This window comes from Agromyces solani (genome assembly GCF_058349925.1).
The window spans coordinates 47,684-65,933 of the sequence record NZ_JBYRER010000002.1 but is presented as its reverse complement, the minus strand read 5'-3'; the positions used below and the strand labels follow the sequence as shown (position 1 = coordinate 65,933).

11 protein-coding genes are annotated in these 18,250 nt (G+C 71.5%); 3 read left to right on the top strand and 8 right to left on the bottom strand.

Features of this window, described 5'->3' with window-relative positions; translation table 11 throughout:
• Nucleotides 1-64: 64 nt before the first annotated feature.
• Nucleotides 65-1,078 carry a LacI family DNA-binding transcriptional regulator gene (locus AC3RJ7_RS08005; RefSeq protein WP_491455304.1) on the bottom strand — a complete coding sequence of 338 codons (1,014 nt, stop codon included), beginning with the start codon at nt 1,076-1,078 and terminating at the stop codon, nt 65-67.
• Between the two features lie 168 nt (nt 1,079-1,246).
• On the opposite strand from AC3RJ7_RS08005, the gene AC3RJ7_RS08000 reads away from it, so the two are divergent.
• A complete protein-coding gene (locus tag AC3RJ7_RS08000) occupies nt 1,247-7,435 on the top strand; it encodes a GH92 family glycosyl hydrolase (protein WP_491455303.1) in 6,189 nt (2,062 codons plus the stop codon).
• A gap of 144 nt (nt 7,436-7,579) precedes the next feature.
• Here AC3RJ7_RS08000 and AC3RJ7_RS07995 read toward each other — a convergent pair whose 3' ends face one another.
• The 6 genes from AC3RJ7_RS07995 to AC3RJ7_RS07970 form a co-directional block, all read right to left on the bottom strand.
• Complete coding sequence (locus AC3RJ7_RS07995) at nt 7,580-8,410, bottom strand: aldo/keto reductase (protein WP_491455302.1); 831 nt, start codon at nt 8,408-8,410, stop codon at nt 7,580-7,582.
• Nucleotides 8,411-8,465: 55 nt separating this feature from the next.
• Entirely contained in the window at nt 8,466-9,425 is a 960-nt protein-coding gene (locus AC3RJ7_RS07990; protein WP_491455301.1) for a cyclase family protein, read from the bottom strand.
• Nucleotides 9,422-10,798 (bottom strand): APC family permease, encoded by a 1,377-nt coding sequence (locus tag AC3RJ7_RS07985; RefSeq protein ID WP_491455300.1) that lies wholly within the window; start codon nt 10,796-10,798, stop codon nt 9,422-9,424. The genes AC3RJ7_RS07990 and AC3RJ7_RS07985 overlap by 4 nt, the downstream gene beginning before the upstream one ends.
• Before the next feature lie 159 nt (nt 10,799-10,957).
• A complete protein-coding gene (locus AC3RJ7_RS07980) occupies nt 10,958-11,749 on the bottom strand; it encodes an SPFH domain-containing protein (protein WP_491455299.1) in 792 nt (263 codons plus the stop codon).
• Between the two features lie 150 nt (nt 11,750-11,899).
• Nucleotides 11,900-13,069: a cystathionine gamma-synthase gene (locus tag AC3RJ7_RS07975; RefSeq protein ID WP_491455298.1), complete on the bottom strand. Its 1,170-nt coding sequence runs from the start codon at nt 13,067-13,069 to the stop codon at nt 11,900-11,902.
• Nucleotides 13,070-13,094: 25 nt separating this feature from the next.
• On the bottom strand, nt 13,095-14,468 hold the full coding sequence (locus tag AC3RJ7_RS07970; RefSeq protein WP_491455297.1) for a cystathionine beta-synthase: 1,374 nt from the start codon (nt 14,466-14,468) through the stop codon (nt 13,095-13,097).
• A gap of 304 nt (nt 14,469-14,772) precedes the next feature.
• Here AC3RJ7_RS07970 and AC3RJ7_RS07965 point away from each other — a divergent pair, with 304 nt between their 5' ends.
• Together AC3RJ7_RS07965 and AC3RJ7_RS07960 are read left to right on the top strand one after the other, a co-directional pair.
• On the top strand, nt 14,773-15,468 hold the full coding sequence (locus AC3RJ7_RS07965) for a thioredoxin-like domain-containing protein (RefSeq protein WP_491455296.1): 696 nt from the start codon (nt 14,773-14,775) through the stop codon (nt 15,466-15,468).
• Complete coding sequence (locus tag AC3RJ7_RS07960; protein WP_491455295.1) at nt 15,465-16,187, top strand: DUF305 domain-containing protein; 723 nt, start codon at nt 15,465-15,467, stop codon at nt 16,185-16,187. The genes AC3RJ7_RS07965 and AC3RJ7_RS07960 overlap by 4 nt, the downstream gene beginning before the upstream one ends.
• A gap of 22 nt (nt 16,188-16,209) precedes the next feature.
• On the opposite strand, the gene AC3RJ7_RS07955 is transcribed toward AC3RJ7_RS07960, so the two are convergent.
• Nucleotides 16,210-18,165 (bottom strand): ABC transporter ATP-binding protein, encoded by a 1,956-nt coding sequence (locus tag AC3RJ7_RS07955; RefSeq protein ID WP_491455294.1) that lies wholly within the window; start codon nt 18,163-18,165, stop codon nt 16,210-16,212.
• Nucleotides 18,166-18,250: the final 85 nt, after the last annotated feature.

Genomic DNA, 18,250 nt, shown 5'->3' with positions numbered 1-18,250 from the left:
TGAACTCAAGCGCACATGAACTCAAGCGCTGTTCGGGCCGCGCCGGCGGGCGACCGGCCCGCGCTCACCAGGCCGACGGCTCCCGCACGATCAGCCGCATCGGCAGCGACGTGCGCTCGGGGGCGCTCGTGCGATCGATCAGGCGCGTCATCGCGAGGCGGGCGGCCCGTCGTCCGAGGGCGTCGACGTCGCCGGTGACGACGGTGATGCCGAGCACGCGGGCCCACTCGACCTCGTCGAATCCGATCACCGCCGGCCGGTCCGCGCGGTCGCGGGTGGCGAGTTCCTCGACCGCGCCGAGCAGCACGCGGTTGTTGCCCGCGACGATCGCGGTCGGCGGCTCGGGGAGCGCGAGGAGGCTCGCCGTCTGCGCACGGGCCGATGCGACGTCGTGCGCGTCGGTGCGCAGCAGCCCGCGCCACTCGACCCCCGCCGCGTCGAGGACGTCGCCCATGCCGGCCGACCGCTGCAGGAAGGTGGGCAGCCAGCTGTAGTCGCCGATGAACGCGATGCGCCGATGGCCGGCGTCGCGGAGGTGCTCGGCGGCGAGCCGCCCGCCCGCCCGGTTGTCGAAGACCACGGAGTCGGCGTCGATGTGCTCGGCCGGGCGGTCGACGAACACGATCGGGATGCCTCGGGCCTGCAGGCGGGCGTACTCGGCGTGGTCGGGCATCGCCGAGACGACGATGAGCGCCTTCGTCTTGCGGTCGGCGAGGTCCTGCACCGTCCGCCACTCCTGCTCGGCCGACTCGCGCGAGTTGGCGACCGCGAGGTGGATGCCGTGCGGCCGGACCTCGTCCTCGACGGCCTGCGCGAGCGCCGAGTAGAACGGGTTCGTGAAGTCGCCGGTGACGAGGCCGATCGAGTCGGCGAGCCGGCCGCTCGCGAGGAGGCTCGCGGCCGTGTTGCGCTGGTAGTCGAGCTCCCTCGCGGCGGCGAGCACCCGCGCGAGCGTCGCTTCGCTCACGTAGGACTCTCCCCCGAGGGCGCGCGACGCGGTCTTCAGGCTGACGCCGGCGCGCTCCGCGACCTGCGCGAGCGTCGCGCGCGCCGCGGGCGGCCCCGCTGGTGATTCCATGGCACTCCTCGTGACCGGTCGGTGGGCCCATTCTCCCGGGCGTGCGCCCGTTCTCCCGAGCGCGGCGCTCGGTGTCGTCGCGGTCTTCCGCATCCGACGGCACCCGTGATACCGTCCATCATCGTATGACAGCGGTGTCATATCGCGACGAAGCGACAGGGAGCGACGGTGAAGCACTTCATCCGGTCGGGCACGGCCCGCCGAACGCGGGCGACCGCAACAGCAGTGATCACGATGGCCATGGCCGCGGCGGTGCTGACGCCGATCTCGGCTGCAGCGGCCCCCGGGGAGGTGACGTTCCAGTCGTCCTTCGAGGCGGGCGATGCGGTGCCGGCCCTCGCGGGCACGGGCGAGTCGGTCAATGTCAGCGGTGATCGCAACGTGCCCGGCAGCCTGCTGCCGCTCGTCACGAAGGTCACCGCCTCCGCCGAGAACCCGCCCAACGAGATCGCCGGCAACCTCGCCGACGGCAACCCCGGATCGAAGTGGCTGACCTTCAGCGCGACGGGCTGGGCGCAGTACGAACTCGGCGAGGCGCAGCCCGTCGAGGCCTACACCCTCACCTCGGGCAACGACGCGCCCGAGCGCGACCCCCGCGACTTCCGCATCCTCGGCTCGGACGACGGCACCGACTGGACCGTCGTCGACACGCGCAGCGGCGAGTCGTTCTCCGCGCGCGGCCAGACCCGCACCTTCACGCTCGCCGCGCCCAGCGCGGCCTACCGCTTCTACCGCCTCGACATCACCGCGAACCACTCGGGCGGACTCATCCAGCTCGCCGGCTGGGAGCCGATCTCCGACGCCGACGCCGAGCCGACCGCCAGCGACCTGGCCGTCGAGGTCGACTCGGGGCCGACGAGCTCGTACACCGCGAAGACCAACGTCGGCTTCTCGGGCACGCACGCCCTCCGCTACGCCGGCAGCCACCTCGGCACGGGGCCCGCATCGTCGACCACGGTGCTCTACGCCGACCTCGACGTGGCCGTCGAGGAGGACAGCCGGCTCTCGTACACCGTCTTCCCCGTCCTCGACTCAGGACAGACCTACGCGTCGACCTTCGTCGCCGTCGACCTCGTGCTCGACGACGGGACGACCCTCGCCGCGAGCGGCCTGACTGATTCGTACGGCTACGGCGCCGACGCCCGGTCGCAGGGACTCGCGAACGTGCTCTGGCCCGACCAGTGGAACAAGGTGACCGTCGACCTCGGCTCGCTCGCCGGACGCACGATCACGGGCGTCCTCCTCGACTACGACCACCCGGGCGACGGCGTCACCGGGATCGAGACCCCGGCCGCAGGAACCTCCGTGCTGGGATGGCTCGACGACATCCGGATCGAGGGGGCGGAGCCGATCGACGCGTCCGACGGACTCGTGTCGTACGTCGACACGCGTCGGGGCACGAACTCGACCGGCGGCTTCTCGCGCGGCAACAACATCCCCGCGGTCGGCTGGCCGAACGGCTTCAACTTCATCACCCCGATGACGAACGCCGACAACACCGGCACGATCTACCAGTACCAGGGCGCCAACACGGCGCAGAACCTCCCGGCGCTCGAGGGAATCGGGTTCTCGCACCAGCCGAGCATCTGGATGGGCGACCGCAACCAGCTCGCCGTCCTGCCCGCAGTGGGTGCCAACCCGACCTCGACGCTCGACGACCGGCGCCTCACCTTCCACCACGAGAACGAGGTGGCCCGCCCCGACGTCTACGGGGTCGAGTTCGACAACGGCATCACGACGGAGGTCACCGCGACCGATCACGGCGCCGTGTACCGGTTCGCCTTCACCGGGAACCAGAGCTCGGTCATCGTCGACCAGCTGGTGAACTCGTCCAAGCTGACGGTCACCGGCAGCACCGTCACGGGCTGGGTCGACGGCGGCTCGGGCTGGCCCGGCCGCACTCGCATGTTCGTGTACGGCACGTTCGACGCCCAGCCGACCACCGCCGGTCCGACGACCGTCGGCAACCGCAACGGCAGCGCGCGGTTCGCCGCCTTCGACACGTCGAGCGATCGCACGGTCGAGCTCCGCATCGCGTCGTCGTTCATCTCCCAGGAGCAGGCGCAACGCAATCACGAGCTCGAGCTCGCTGGCGTCTCGTTCGACGCCGCCCACGCCGCCGTGCAGCAGGCCTGGAACGACCGGCTCGGCGTCGTCCACGATGTGCAGGGCGCGACGGAGACGCAGCTCGTGAGCCTGTACTCGAGCCTCTACCGGCTGAACCTCTACCCGAACTCGCAGTTCGAGAACGTCGGCACGGCGGGCGACCCCGTGTTCGAGTACGCGAGCCCCGTGTCGGCCACCACCGGCTCGGCGACCGACACCGCGACGAACGCGAAGATCGTCGACGGGAAGATCTACGTGAACAACGGGTTCTGGGACACGTACCGGACGGCATGGCCGCTCTACTCGCTGCTCTACCCCGAGGTCACCGAGGAGCTCGTCGACGGCTTCGTGCAGCAGTACCGCGACGGCGGCTGGATCGCGCGGTGGTCGTCGCCCGGCTACGCCGACCTCATGACCGGCACGAGCTCCGACGTCGCCTTCGCGGAGGCCTACCTCGCGGGGGCCCTCGACACCGAGACCGCGCTCGAGGCCTACGACGCCGCGTTGAAGAACGCCACCGTGCTCCCCGTCTCGAACGCCGTCGGACGCAAGGGCCTCGCGCAGTCGATCTTCCTCGGCTTCACCGAGGAGAGCACGCACGAGAGCGCCTCGTGGGGCCTCGAGGGCTTCATCAACGACTTCGGCATCGGCGAGATGGCCGCGGCACTCGCCGACGACCCGAACACGCCCGCCGACCGCGTCGAGCGGCTCCTCGAGGAGGCCGAATACTTCCAGGCGCGCGCCGACCACTACGTGGAGATGTTCAACCCGGAGGCCGGCACCTTCACCGCCCGCAACGCTGACGGCAGCTGGCCGGTCGGCGCCGACTTCGACCAGAAGGCCTGGGGCGGCGCGTTCACCGAGGCGAGCGCGAAGACCTTCGGCTTCCACGCGCCGCACGACGTCGCCGGACTCGCCGCTCTCTACGGCGGGCGACAGGGCCTCCTCGACGAGCTCGACGAGTTCCTCACCGTCCGCGAGAAGGCCGACTACTCCGGTATCCACGAGGCGCGGGAGGCACGCGACGTCCGCCTCGGCATGCTCGGCATGTCGAACCAGGTCGCGCACCACATCCCGTACGTGCTCGCCGAGGCGGGCGACCCCGCCGAGGCGCAGGCGCTCATCCGCGACATCCAGCAGCGGCTCTTCGTCGGCTCCGACATCGGCCAGGGCTACCCGGGCGACGAGGACAACGGCGAGTTCTCCGCCTGGTACGTGTTCTCGGCCCTCGGCCTGTACCCGCTCGAGGTCGGCTCCGGCGACTACACGATCGGCACGCCGCTGTTCGACCGGGCGACGCTGACGATCGGCGACCGCGACCTCGTGGTCTCCGCCCCCGGTGCCTCCGACGGGAAGACCTACGTCGCGGGCGTCGAGCTGAACGGCGCGGCCGTCGACGAGACGACCCTCGACGGCGACCTGCTGCGCGAGGGCGGCGAGCTCACGTTCACGATGAGCGACGAGCCGAGCGCGTGGGGCGCGAAGGACCTCGATGAAGGACTCGAGGTTCCGCGGACCCTCGTCGACGCCACGAAGCCCGGCCGCGGCACGCTCACCGCGGGCGACGGCTCGTCGACGGCCGCGATCGTCGACGACAGCATGAACTCGACGGCGACGTTCGATTCGGGCACCGCCGAATTGACCTGGACCTCGCAGTCCGGGCCGGTGACGGTCGGCCAATACACGCTGACGGGCGCCGCGCTCGACACGGCTCCCGCAGCCTGGACCCTCTCGGGTTCGACCGACGGCGAGAACTGGACCGAGCTCGACCACCGCGACGGCGAATCCTTCGACTGGCCGACGCAGACCCGGCCCTTCTCGACCGACGGCGAGGGCGTCTTCACGAGCCTGCGGCTCACGGTCGAGTCGGCCGGCGGACCGCTCGCGCTGTCCGAGGTCGAGCTGTTCGCGTCGGCCGGGACCGCCGAGGGGCTCACGGTCAGCCCGGCGGCGGCGCAGTCCGTCGCGGTCGACACCGAGTTCTCGGGCGCCCTCGCGACGATCGTCGGCACCGAGACCTCGGCGGACGGCTACCAGGTCGCCGTCGACTACGGCGACGGCACCGGTGCGGCCGAGGCGACGCTGAAGCGCGACGACCTCGGAGGCTGGCGCGTCTCGGCACCGCACACCTTCACCGCACCCGGCGTGTACACCGCCACGGTCATCGTGCAGGACTCGAGCGGAGCCCTCGCCTCGGCGGCCGCCGACGTCACGGTCACCCGTGACGAGACCCTGGTCGGCTCGTTCGGATCGCTCTGCATCGGCGACCTCGGCACCACCGCGGCGAACTGCGACGGGCAGGGCTTCGGCTACTACCGCGACAAGCTCGCGGCCGACGGGTTCGTGCAGGGCGAGACCCTCCCGATCCCCGGCACCGAGCTGACGTACGACCTTCCCGCGATCGAGGCCGGCGAGCCCGACAACCTCACGGGCGAGGGACAGACGGTGCGCATCGACCTCGGTGCCGGCGCGACGCAGCTCGCCTTCGTCGGCACGGCGACCGAGAGCGCGCGTCAGCCCGAGGCGGTCCTGCACTTCACCGACGGATCGACGCAGACGGTGCGGATCTCGTTCGGCGACTGGGTCGGCGCCTCCGGCAACCCGGCCTTCGGCAACACCGTGCTCGCGATCTCGGAGGGTCGACTCTCGGGCACCGGTGCCGAGTCGTCGGTCAAGAACACCGCGATCTACGCGACGGCGCCGATCACGATCGACACCGACGACGCCGGTGTGCCGAAGATCGTCGAGTCGCTGACGATGCCGACCGAGGAGGGCACCCTCCGGGACGGCCGCGTGCACGTGTTCGCCATCGCCTCCGACGGCGACCGCACGGGCACGACGGCACTCGCGGTGCAGCCCCAGGCCGTCGCCGCCCGGATCGCCGGCGAGGCGTTCGAGGCGACGCTCGCGACCGCCTCCGGCGGCGCGCCGGAGCAGACCGCCATCGTCAACTGGGGCGACGGCACCCCGGTGTCGGCGCTGCCGGTCACCGACGGCGCCGTCACCGGCGGGCACACGTACGCCGTCGCGGGCACCTACCCGGTCTCCGTGACGGTGGACGACGGCATCACGTCGGCATCGACCACCGTCGAGATCGTCGTCGAGGAGTCCGCTCCGGTCTACACGCCCGAGATCGCGGTCGACCCGGCGGTGATCGCGCCGGGCGGCACCGTGCGCGTGACCGGCGACGGCTTCGCCCCCGACGAGACCGTCGAACTCCGGTTCGGCGACGGCGAGCCGGTCGGCACGACGTCGGACGGCGACGGCGTGATCGATGCCGAACTCGCCGTTCCCGGCGACGCGATCGACGGGGAGTACCCGGTGACGGCGCTCGGGGCGGTGTCGGCGGTCGAGGCGTCCACGACGCTCACCGTGCTCACCCCGGCGGCGGCCACCACGGTCGCGCTCGGCTCGGATGCCGAGGCGCCCGTGGCCGGCGACCTCATCGCGCTGACCGCGACCGTCGCGCCGGCCGGGGCCTCGGGCCTCGTCGAGATCCGGGAGGGCGACGCCGTGGTCGGCACGGCGACCGTCACCGCGGGCACCGCGACCGCGGACGTGCGCGTGGAGACCTCGGGTACCCACACGTACACGGCGCACTTCACTCCCGACGACCCCGCGGCGTACCTGCCGTCGGTCTCGGAGCCGTTCTCGATCGAGGTCGGCGACGCCCCCGTGACGGAGGCCGAGCTCGTGCTGGGCTCCGACCGCGCGGCGCAGGGCGGAACGCTCGGGATCACGGGCAGCGGCTTCGGCCCCGGCGAGGTCGTGACGCTCAAGCTGCACTCCGAGCCGATCAGGCTCGCCGAGGTCACCGCCGACGACGAGGGCGCGTTCGAGATCGAGGTCACGATCCCGGCGACGACCGAACTCGGCGAGCACACCTTGATCGCCGAGGGGGCGACGTCGGGGCTCAGCGCCCAGGCCACGCTGACGGTCACGCGCTCGACCGTCGAGGTCGCGACCGTCGCCGTCGGCGCGCCGAACAAGCTGCTCGCGAAGGCGGGGTCGACGATCCGGTTCGTCGGACAGGTCGTCGCCCTCGACGGCAGCGAGCCGACCGGCACGTTCACCGTCTACGACGGTGACGACGCGATCGCCGAGGTGCCGGTGACGGTGGCCGACGACGGTCGCGTGAGCGTCAGGCTGCCCAAGCTGGCGGCAGGCCTGCATCTCGTGCGCGGCGAGTTCACCGGCAGCGGCGGGTTCGAGGATTCGGGTACCGTCCCGGTTCCGCTGATCCTCTGGTGACGCTTCGGCCCGGTGACGCCGTCAGGCGCCGCCGGGCCGAACCTCGAACACGCGGGATGCCGCGGCCGGACGCCGGTCGCGGCATCCCGCTCTCACGACGTGAACCGGCGGCCGCCGCCTGGCGAACGCCGATGGGCCGCGTGCTCAGAACTCCTCGTGCGTCGCGGGATCGGCGCCCCAGATGCGTCCGCGCTCGAGCGCCGAGATCGCCTCGATCTCGTCGGCGGTCAGCGAGAAGCCGAACACGTCGAGGTTCGCGCGACGTCGCTCGGGGTCGGACGACTTCGGGATCGGCACGCTCTCGAGTTCGACGTGCCAGCGGAGCACGGCCTGCGCGGGCTCGACCCCGTGCGCGGCCGCGATCTCGACGACGGCGGGTTCGCGCAGCAGGTCGGTGCGCCGGGCCAGCGGGCTCCAGCTCTCGGTGCGGATCTCGTGCTCGTCGTGGAACGCGCGCAGCTCCGCCTGCGGGAAGTACGGGTGCAGCTCGACCTGGTTGACGACGGGAGCGACGCCGGTCTCGTCGATGAGCCGGGTGAGCATGTCGGGGGTGAAGTTCGAGACGCCGATCGAGCGCACGAGACCCTTCTCGCGCAGCGAGATCATCGCGCGCCAGCTCTCGACGTACTTGTCGATGCGCGGCAGCGGCCAGTGGATGAGGTAGAGGTCGACCCACTCGAGGCCGAGACGCTTCCGCGACTCCTCGAAGCTCGCGATCGTCTCGTCGTAGCCGTGGTGGCGGCCGGGCAGCTTCGTCGTGATCACGAGGTCGCTGCGGTCGACCTCGGTGCGGTGGATCGCCTCGCCGACGGCCTCCTCGTTGCCGTAGTTGTAGGCCGTGTCGATGAGCCGGTAGCCGTCGGCGATCGCCGAGACCACCGCGTCGATGCCGAGCTGGTCGTTGAGTCCGTAGGTGCCCAATCCGATCGCGGGAATCGTGTTGCCGTCGCGAAGGGAATAGGCGGGTGCGCTCATTCCTCAATACTGGCGCACGCTCCGCCGGTTGAGTAGCGTGCGCCCTCGTCACTCGCTACTCGGCCACAGGCGCGGCGGAATGCGACGGCAGTTCCGCGAACGCCCGCACCGGGAACGTGCCGAACCCCTCGACGCGCGGCGGCACGGCGGTGAACCGGGCGCCCCGCGGCGGCACCTGCTCGAGGCCGGTCAGGTGCTCGACGACGTGCACGCCCGCCTCGAGCAGGATCGAGTGCGCCGGCCGCTCGCCGCCCGACTCGGTGTCGTCGATGTTCAGCGAGTCGATGCCGACGATCGCGACACCGGCGTCGACGAGGTGCCGCGCGCCCGCCTCGGTGAGGAACGGTGCGCCGACGGCGTACTCGGGCCGGCCGAAGTGACGACTCCAGCCGGTGTGCAGGAGGACGGCGGAGCCCGCGAGGTCGCGGTCGAAGAACACCTCAGCCGGGATGCCCCGCTCCGAGGCATCCGTCAGCCTGAACACCTCTGCGGGAATGCCGACGAGCGTCTCGAGGGCGAGGCTCGCGAGGTCGCCGCCCGCAGCGTATCGGTGGAACGGGCTGTCGAGGTAGGTGCCCGTGTTGCCGATCATCGTGATGAGGTCCATCGCGAACTCGGTGCCGGGCGCGTAGCGCTCGCGCGACGCCTCTCGGGTCAGGTACGGCGTGATCGTCGGGGCCGGGAGGCCGGGGTACGTCACGAGGCCGGCCGAGATCGGGTGGCTGAGGTCGACGAGCCGGCCGCGTGCGGCCACCGAGCGACCGGATGACGCGGCGTCGGCATCGCCCGCGAGGTCGACGCCGCGCGAGCCGCGGTGCGGCTCATCGACGATGGCGAGGTTCGACAGCTCGACGCTCGCGACGAGCGCCAGGCCGAGGTGCCGCACGAGCAGCTCGCCGATCTCGGCCTCGGTGACGCGGTTCGAGGGAAGGTCGAGGCGGAAGCCCGTCGCGCGGAGATCGCCTCCATTCGCGAAGGTGATCTCTGCGTCGAAATGGGCGCGGTACTCGGTCACGCGGGCTGCTCCTCGGGGATCTTCGGATGGGTCGGTTCGGCTGCGGGATCGGGCGCTCGGCTCCGGCGACGGTCACCGCCGCGGCCGTCGCGGAGGCGACGGACTACGGTCACGGCCACCGCCGCGAGCGCGAGCACGGCCGGCACGAGCAGGTTCGACCAGGCGAGCACGAGCAGCGCGCCGGTCATGATGGTTGCGACGACGGCGAGCCACCAGCCGAACGACCACCGGCGGAGCAGCAGCGTCGCGGCGAGCATGCCGGCCGCGTAGATCGCGACCATGTTGCTCGTGTGGATCAGGATGAACCCCGTCAGGTCGAGGTCGTTCAGCAGCATCAGGCCGTAGTAGCCGAGGATGAGCACGCCCGTGACCGCGAGCGCCCGACGCGGCACCTCGCCGTCGGCGGCGCCCTTCGCGAGGAACCGCGGCAGGTCGCCGTCGCGGCCGAGCGCCGCGCCGAGCTTGCCGAAGGCGGGCAGGTAGGCGTTCATGACCCCGACGGTGACGATCGCGGCGATGATCGCGACGAACACCGGCCCGATGCCGGGGGCGGTCGTCTCGACGAGGTCGAGCAGCGGCACCTGGCCGTCGCCCGCGCGGTCGCCGAGCACGGCGACCGTGACGAACTGGAGCGCGAGGTACCCGACGCCGACGACGGCGACGGCGATCACCGTGGCGATCGGGATGGTGCGCCGCGGGTTCTTGAACTCGCCGGCGATGTGGGTGCCGACCTCCCACCCCGCGAAGGCCCACACGAAGAGGCTGATCGCGACGCCGACCCCCGACCAGCCGTGCGGCAGGAAGGGCTGGAAGTTCGCGGCGTCGGCCGCCGGGAAGGTGACGGCGACCACGCCGACGACGACGGTGATGAGGAGCCCCGTGAGCACGAACTGCACCCAGCCCGCGACCCGCACGCCGAACCAGTTGGCGATGAACGGCGGTACGAACACCGCGAGGCCGATGACCGGCACGGCCGATCGGTCGACGCCGAGCACCGCGACGACGTACTCGCCGCCGAGCACCGCGAGCACGGGGGCGCCGATGCACACGCCGAAGTAGAACCAGTACCCGGCCATGCGCGCGGCGGTGTCGCCGAGCGCGCGGCGCACGAAGCTCGCGACGCCGCCCGCGTCGGGGTAGCGAGCGGCGAGCGCCGCGAAGGTGCCGGCGAGCGGGATGGAGAGCACGAGCACCGCCGCGACGGCGACGATCGAGGCCGGCCCGGCCGCCTCTGCGGCGAGCCCCGGCAGCACGAGGATGCCGGTGCCGAGCACGCTCGCGATGTAGAGGGCCGCGCCCTGCACGAGCCCGAGGCTGCCGTGGTGAGCGTGATCACCCGTCGTCGTGTCGGGGGCTGCGGTGTTCGAAGTCACCCGCTCATTCTGCGGGATGCCGCCGACACGGCACGATGGCAGGGTTGACACTCTTCATCGAAATGCTGCCAACACCGGTCGCGGCCCGCTCGACGGGCACCCCGCCCTCGTGGGTGCGCAGGAGCCGCGGCGGGTCTCCCGTTCCGCCGCGGCCCGGCCTCACCGGCCTCGCACCTGCGCGACCGCGGCCTCGCGATCGATGAACGACGTCAGCTCGCCGATCGAGCCCAGCAGGGGCGCCGGGACCACGACGAGCGTGTTCTTGTCGACGCCCACCTCGACGAGCGTCTGCAGCGTGCGCAACTGCAGGGCGAGCGGATGCGACATCATCGTGTCGCTCGCGGCGCCGAGCTGCGCGGCGGCGAGCGCCTCGCCCTCGGCCGCGATGATCTTCGCCCGCTTCTCGCGCTCCGCCTCGGCCTGGCGGGCCATCGCCCGCTTCATGGCATCGGGCAGCAGGATGTCCTTGAGCTCCACGAGCGTCACCTGCACGCCCCAGTCGGCGGTCGTCACGTCGAGGATCTCGCGGATGTTCACGTTGAGCACCGCCGTGTCGGAGAGCGCCTCGTCGAGGTGGTGCTGGCCGATGACCTTGCGGAGCGTGGTCTGCGCGATCTGGTCGATGGCGGACTTGACGTTCTCGATCACGATGACCGACTTCACCGCGTCGGTCACCCGGTAGTAGGCGACCGCCGAGACCCCGACGCTCACGTTGTCGCGCGTGATGATGCCCTGCGACTGGATCGGCAGGGTCACGACCCGCAGCGAGACCTTCGTCATCACGTCGACGATCGGGATGATGAACCGGATGCCCGGATCGCGCACGCTGTGCAGGCGGCCGAAGCGGAGCACCACGCCCCGCTCGTACTGCTTCACGATCTTCACCGACATGAAGAACAGGATGATCGCGAGGATGACGACGACGATCACGGTGATCCAGAGCCAGACCATGGGACTCATCTCCTGCGGCGCCGGTGACGTGCCGGACGTCACCTCAATTGTCCCACTCCCGCCGGTTGCGCAGCGCCGACGCGTATCGAAACCAGGGCGGTCGAACTCCCGGTCTCGAGACGCGCTCCGCGCACCTCGGTCGACGAGGGACTACAGCCGGGCGAGCGTCTGGTCGATGTCGGCGAGCAGGTCGTCGACGTCCTCGATGCCGACCGAGAGGCGCACGACCGACTCGGGCACCTCGGCCTCGGTGCCCCGCACCGAGGCGTGCGTCATCTCCGACGGGTAGTTGACGAGCGACTCGACGCCGCCGAGCGACTCGGCGAGCTGGAACAGCGCCGTCGACTCCGCGAAGCGGCGGGCCGCCTCGCCGCCGCCGGCGAGCGCGATCGAGAGCATGCCGCCGAAGCCCGACATCTGGCGCGCAGCCAGCTCGTGGCCGGGGTGCGACTCGAGCCCCGGGTAGTAGACGTGCTCGATCGCGTCGTGCTCCTCGAGCCGCCGGGCGATCGCGAGGGCGTTCTGGCTGTGCCGCTGCATCCGGACCCCCAGGGTCTTGATGCCCCGGGAGGTGAGGAACGCGTCGAACGGGCCCGAGACGGCGCCCGCCGCGAACTGGGTGAACTTCACCCGCTCGAAGCGCTCCTCGCGCGCGTCGTCGCCGCCCGCGAACACGAGCGCGCCGCCGACGACGTCGGAGTGCCCGCCGAGGTACTTCGTCGTCGAGTGCACGACGACGTCGGCGCCGAGCGCGAGCGGCTGCTGCAGCGCGGGCGATGCGAAGGTGTTGTCGACGACGACGATGAGCCCCGCCTCGTGGCCGAGCTCGGCCAGCGCCGCGACATCCGAGATCTTCATCAGCGGGTTCGACGGGGTCTCGATCCAGAGCACCCTGGTGGCGGGCTCGATCGCCGCGCGCACCGCGTCGAGGTCGCTCGTGTCGACGGTCGAGTCGCGCACGTCCCACGCGCCGAACACCCGCCGGATGAGCCGGTGCGTGCCGCCGTAGACGTCGTTGCCGATGATGACGTGGTCGCCGGGCCGGAGCACCGTCCGCAGCAGCGCGTCCTCGGCGGCGAGGCCCGACGCGAACGACAGGCCGTGCGCGCCGCCCTCGAGCGCGGCGAGCTGGGCCTCGAGGGCGTCGCGCGTCGGGTTGCCGCCGCGCGAGTACTCGTAGCCGCCGCGGAGACCGCCGATGCCGTCCTGCACGTAGGTCGAGGTCTGGTAGATCGGCGGGATCACGGCTCCCGTGGTCGGGTCGAAGGCCTGGCCGGCGTGGATGGCGCGGGTGTCGAAGCGGGCGTGGTCGGTGTTCATGGGCGGTGCCTTACGTGTTGCGAGGTCAGTGGGAGAGGTAGGTGAGCAGGTCGGTGCGCGTGATCACACCGAGGGCCTTGCCGCCGTCGGTCACGAGCATCGCGGGCGCGTCGGTGAACGCGCTGCGGGCCGCCGCGACGGGTTCCTGCACGCCGATGAGCGGCAGCGACTCGCCGACGACGCCGCCGACCTCGTCCGTGAGCTTCACCGTCCCGGTGAAGACCTGCTCGAGCAGCACCTCTTCATGCAGCGCGCCGAGCACCTCGCCGAGCACGACGGGCGGTTCGTGCCCGACGACGACGAGCTGCGAGACGCCGGTCTCGGTCATGCGGTCGATCGCCTCGCGGACCGTGTCGTTGGGGTGCACGTAGACGAGCGGCGCCGTTCGATCGGCCTTCGCGGCGAGCAGGTCGGCGACGGTGTGCCCGGTGGGCGCGTTTCCGAAGCCGTACGCGCGCATCCACTTGTCGTTGAAGATCTTGCCGAGGTAGCCGCGGCCCCCGTCGGGCAGCAGTACGACGAACACGTCGTCGGCGGTGACCCCGGGTGCGGATGCCGCGCGCAGTGCGGCGACGACCGCCATACCGCTCGACCCGCCGACGAGGATGCCCTCCTCGCGGGCGAGGCGCCGGGTCATCGCGAAGGAGTCGGCGTCGCTCACGGCGATGATCTCGTGCGGCACCGCGGGGTCGTACGCATCGGGCCAGAAGTCCTCGCCCACGCCCTCGACGAAGTACGGCCGGCCGGTGCCGCCCGAGTACACCGAGCCTTCGGGGTCGGCGCCGATGATGCGCACCCGGTCGTCGGAGACTTCGCGCAGGTACCGCCCGGTGCCGGTGATCGTGCCGCCCGTGCCGACGCCCGCGACGAAGTGCGTCACACGGCCGTCGGTGTCGCGCCAGATCTCGGGGCCGGTGGTCTCGTAGTGCGAGCGCGGCCCGTTGGGGTTCGCGTACTGGTTCGGCTTGAACGCGCCCGGGATCTCGCGGGCGAGCCGGTCGGAGACGCCGTAGTACGACTCGGGGCTGTCGGGCGCGACCGCCGTCGGCGTGACGACGACCTCGGCGCCGTACGCGGTGAGCACGTTGCGCTTGTCCTCACCGACCTTGTCGGGGCAGACGAAGACGCAGCGGTACCCGCGCTGCTGGGCGACGAGCGCGAGGCCCACGCCCGTGTTGCCGCTCGTCGGCTCGACGATCGTGCCGCCGGGCTTCAGCAGGCCCTCGCGTTCGGCCGCGTCGATGATGCGGCCCGCGATCCGGTCCTTCGACGATCCACCCGGGTTGAAGTACTCGAGCTTCACGAGCACCGTGGCCTTGGTCACCCCCGCCGTGACGCGGTTGAGCTTGACGAGGGGGGTGTCGCCGACGAGGTCGACGATCGATTCTGCGTACTTCATGCGGTGTCCTTGCGAGTCGGCCACGTCTCGGCCGGGGTGGCGGCGAACGATCGGGCGTGCGTGCGGGGTCGGTGGAAGACGTCAGCGACAACACAGCGAGAGGAGCACGTCGTCAACTCTAGCCCCGGACGACGGGCCGCTGCCACGGTGATCCCGTTTCCCCCGCGGACGCAGCGGACGCCGCGGGCGCGGCGTGTCGCGACGACGATGCGGCATTCTCCCAGCCGCATGCATTCGTATTGGTATCGGCGCCGATGCGACGGCGCCCCGACGTCCCCAACGTTCCCATCGAGAGAGGCTTCGCGTGAGCGCGACCCCGCCCGTCCCCCCGAAGGCGAAGAAGCAGGCCCAGCAGCTGAGCGTCAAGCAGCAGCGCGCCGAGGAGCGACAGCGGAAGCTCGAGGAGTTCCGCAAGCGCGAGGCCCGGGCGAAGCGCAACCGACGCATCCTCACCTGGACCGGCATCGTCGGCGGCGTCGCCGTCATCGGCCTGCTCGTCACGGCGATCGTGCTCGCCCCGAAGCCGGCGACGTACGCGGCGGGCGGCGACGGCGCCGCGATCGAGGGCGTCGAGACGTTCGACAACGGCGCCGGCCACGTCGAGGGCGTCGTCGACTACGCGCAGACGCCCCCAGCGGGCGGCGAGCACAACCAGGTCTGGCTGAACTGCGGCGTGTACGAGCAGCCGGTGCCGAACGAGAACGCCGTGCACTCGCTCGAGCACGGCGCGATCTGGGTGACCTACGACGCCTCGAAGGTGTCGGGCGACGAGCTGGCGACGCTGAAGTCGAAGCTGCCGTCGAGCTACGTCGTGCTGTCGCCGTACGAGGGACTGCCCTCCCCCATCGTGCTGAGCAGCTGGAACGTGCAGCTGCAGGTCGACGACGCCGGCGACTCGCGCATCGGCCCCTTCTTCGAGGAGTACTGGCAGAGCCAGAACGTGCCCGAGCCGGGTGCGCTGTGCACGGGCGCGTTCGACGCGCCCGGCAAGGTGTCGTGACCGCCGGGACCGACACCGGCGACGCCGTGCTCGCGGCGCCCGCGGATCGGGAGCCTTCGCGACGCGGACGCGGCGGCCGGATCGCTGCGGTGGTCGCGGCATCCGTCGCGCTCGTCGTCGTCGCGATCGCGGCGTTCTCGATCGGTCGGCTCTCCACGCTCGCCGACCCGACGCCGACGGGTACGAGCGCCGAGGCCGGCTTCGCGCGCGACATGCAGGTGCACCACCAGCAGGGCGTCGAGCTCGCGATGATCGTGCGCGACGCGACCGACGACGACGAGGTGCGCCTGCTCGCCTACGACATCGCGACGACGCAGGCCCAGCAGGCGGGCCAGATGTACGGCTGGCTGAGCGCATGGGGACTCCCGCAGGCGGGTGGCGAGCCGTCGATGACCTGGATGACTCGCGCCGCCCCGGGCGGCGGCCACGACGAGCACTCGGGCTCGGGCGCGACGCACGAGCCCGGCGCCCCGATGCCCGGACTCGCGACGCCCGAGCAGGTGACCGAACTCCGTACACTCTCCGGAGTCGAGGCCGAGGTGCGATTCCTGGAGCTCATGATCGCGCACCACCAGGGCGCCGTCGAGATGGCCGACGCGGTGCTCGAACGGTCGTCGAACGAGGTCGTCACCGCGCTCGCGCGCTCGATCGTCGACAGCCAGACGAGCGAGATCGAGCTCATGGAGCAGATGCTCGCCGAGCGATCCGCCGCAGGCTGAGCCCCGCGGCCCCCGCGCGCCGCTACTCGACGAGCGCCGAGGAGCCCGCCCCGCCCTCGAGCACCGGCCGCTCCTCCTGCTGCCGGTAGAGCGAGGCGTAGACGCCGCCGGCCTCGACGAGCTCGGCGTGCGTACCCCGCTCCACGACGCGACCTGCGACGATCACGAAGATGACGTCGGCCGAGACGACCGTCGAGAGCCGGTGCGCGATCGCGATCGTCGTGCGGCCGCGCGCGGCGTCGTCGAGCGCCTGCTGCACGACCCGCTCCGAGATCGTGTCGAGCGCGCTCGTCGCCTCGTCGAGCACGAGCACCGCCGGGTCCTTCAGGAGCACCCGCGCGATCGCGATGCGCTGCTTCTCTCCGCCCGAGAGCCGGTAGCCGCGCTCGCCGACCACGGTGTCGTAGCCGTCGGGGAACGAGGCGATCGTCTCGTGGATGTTCGCGGCCCTGGCCGCGGCCTCGAGTTCGGCGTCCGAGGCATCCGGCTTCGCGTACCGCAGGTTGTCGGCGATCGAGGCGTGGAACAGGTAGGTCTCCTGGCTGACGATGCCGATGTGCGACATGAGCGAGTCGCGCTGCAGGTCGCGCACGTCGACCCCCGCGAACCGCACCGCGCCCGCCGTCGCCTCGTAGAGGCGCGGCACGAGGTACGACACGGTCGTCTTGCCCGCGCCGCTCGGCCCGACGAACGCCGCGAACTGGCCCGGCTCGATCGTGAAGCTCACGCCGTCGAGCGTCGGGCGGGGGTCGTCGCCCTCGGTGCGCACCGCGTCGGGGTAGTGGAACGAGACGTCGTCGAACTCGACCCGGCCGAGCGCGCCGTCGGCCGGCACCTCCCGCGCGTCGGGCGCATCGGTGATCGCGGGGCGCAGGTCGAGGTACTCGAAGATGCGCGCGAACAGGGCGCTCGACGTCTGCAGGTCGAGCGCGACGCGCATGAGCCCCATGAGCGGGAACAGCAGCCGCGCCTGCACCGTCGTGAACGCGACGATGGTGCCGGCGGTCACGTCGTCGTTGCCGCCCGCGATGAGCCAGCCCGACACGAGGTAGACGATCGCCGGGATCGACGACATGAAGATGTTCACCATCGCGAAGAACCACTGGCCGGTCATCTGCTGCCTGACCTGCAGGCCGATCTGGTTGCGGTTCTCGTCGGAGTAGCGCTCGATCTCGCTCTGCTGCCGGCTGAAGCTCTTCGACAGCAGGATGCCCGAGACGCTCAGCGTCTCCTGCGTGATCGCCGTCATCTCCGACAGCGACTCCTGCGTCTTGCCCGCCAACCGCGCGCGCACCTGACCGACCCGCCGCTGCGCGATGACCATGAACGGCATGAGCACGAGCGCGACGACGGTGAGCTGCCAGTTGAGCAGGAGCATCGCGACGAAGGCCGAGATGACGGTGACGGTGTTGCCGAGCACGCTCGACACCGTGTTCGTGAGCACGCCCGCGACGCCGCCGACGTCGTTCTGCAGGCGTGACTGGATGATGCCCGTCTTCGTCCGCGTGAAGAAGCTCAGCTCCATCGCCTGCAGGTGGCTGAACAGCCGCACCCGCAGCGCGCCCATGACCTTGTTGCCGATCGTCGCGGTGAGCCAGGTCTGCCAGACGCCGAGCAGCGCCGCCACGACGAAGACCCCGATCATCGCGAGCACGAGGGTCGTCAGCACCGGCAGGTTCGGCGGGGATGCCTCGCCGCCGGCGCCCGTCGGGAAGAGGCCGTCGTCGAATGCGCGTTGGGTGAGCAGCGGCGGGATGACGGCCAGCGCGGCGCCGACGAGCACGAGCACGACCGTGGTCGCGAGGGCGGCCTTGTGCGGCGCGAAGAGGTCGGAGATGCGGCGCAGGAGGTGCGGGATCTTCGGAGCGTCGGCGTTCTCGGCCCGCTGGGCCGCCTCGTCGGCCGAGGCGATGCGCGTGCGCGCCTTGCCGTAGCGGCCGACCTGCGGCGCCGGCCCTCCCCCGCCATGCATGCTCATGGCTTCACCCTACGGCGACCAGGCGGCCCGCCCGCCGCCGTTCGCCCCGGGCGCACCGCTCGCGGACCGGCGGCCGGAGGCATGG

Bases quoted from the DNA above. Each gene is read 5' to 3' on its own strand.
- AC3RJ7_RS08005 (WP_491455304.1), bottom strand. From the start codon at position 1,078: ATGGAATCACCAGCGGGGCCGCCCGCGGCGCGCGCGACGCTCGCGCAG.
- AC3RJ7_RS07995 (WP_491455302.1), bottom strand. From the start codon at position 8,410: ATGAGCGCACCCGCCTATTCCCTTCGCGACGGCAACACGATTCCCGCG.
- AC3RJ7_RS07980 (WP_491455299.1), bottom strand. From the start codon at position 11,749: ATGGTCTGGCTCTGGATCACCGTGATCGTCGTCGTCATCCTCGCGATC.
- AC3RJ7_RS07975 (WP_491455298.1), bottom strand. From the start codon at position 13,069: ATGAACACCGACCACGCCCGCTTCGACACCCGCGCCATCCACGCCGGC.
- AC3RJ7_RS07970 (WP_491455297.1), bottom strand. From the start codon at position 14,468: ATGAAGTACGCAGAATCGATCGTCGACCTCGTCGGCGACACCCCCCTC.
- AC3RJ7_RS07955 (WP_491455294.1), bottom strand. From the start codon at position 18,165: ATGAGCATGCATGGCGGGGGAGGGCCGGCGCCGCAGGTCGGCCGCTAC.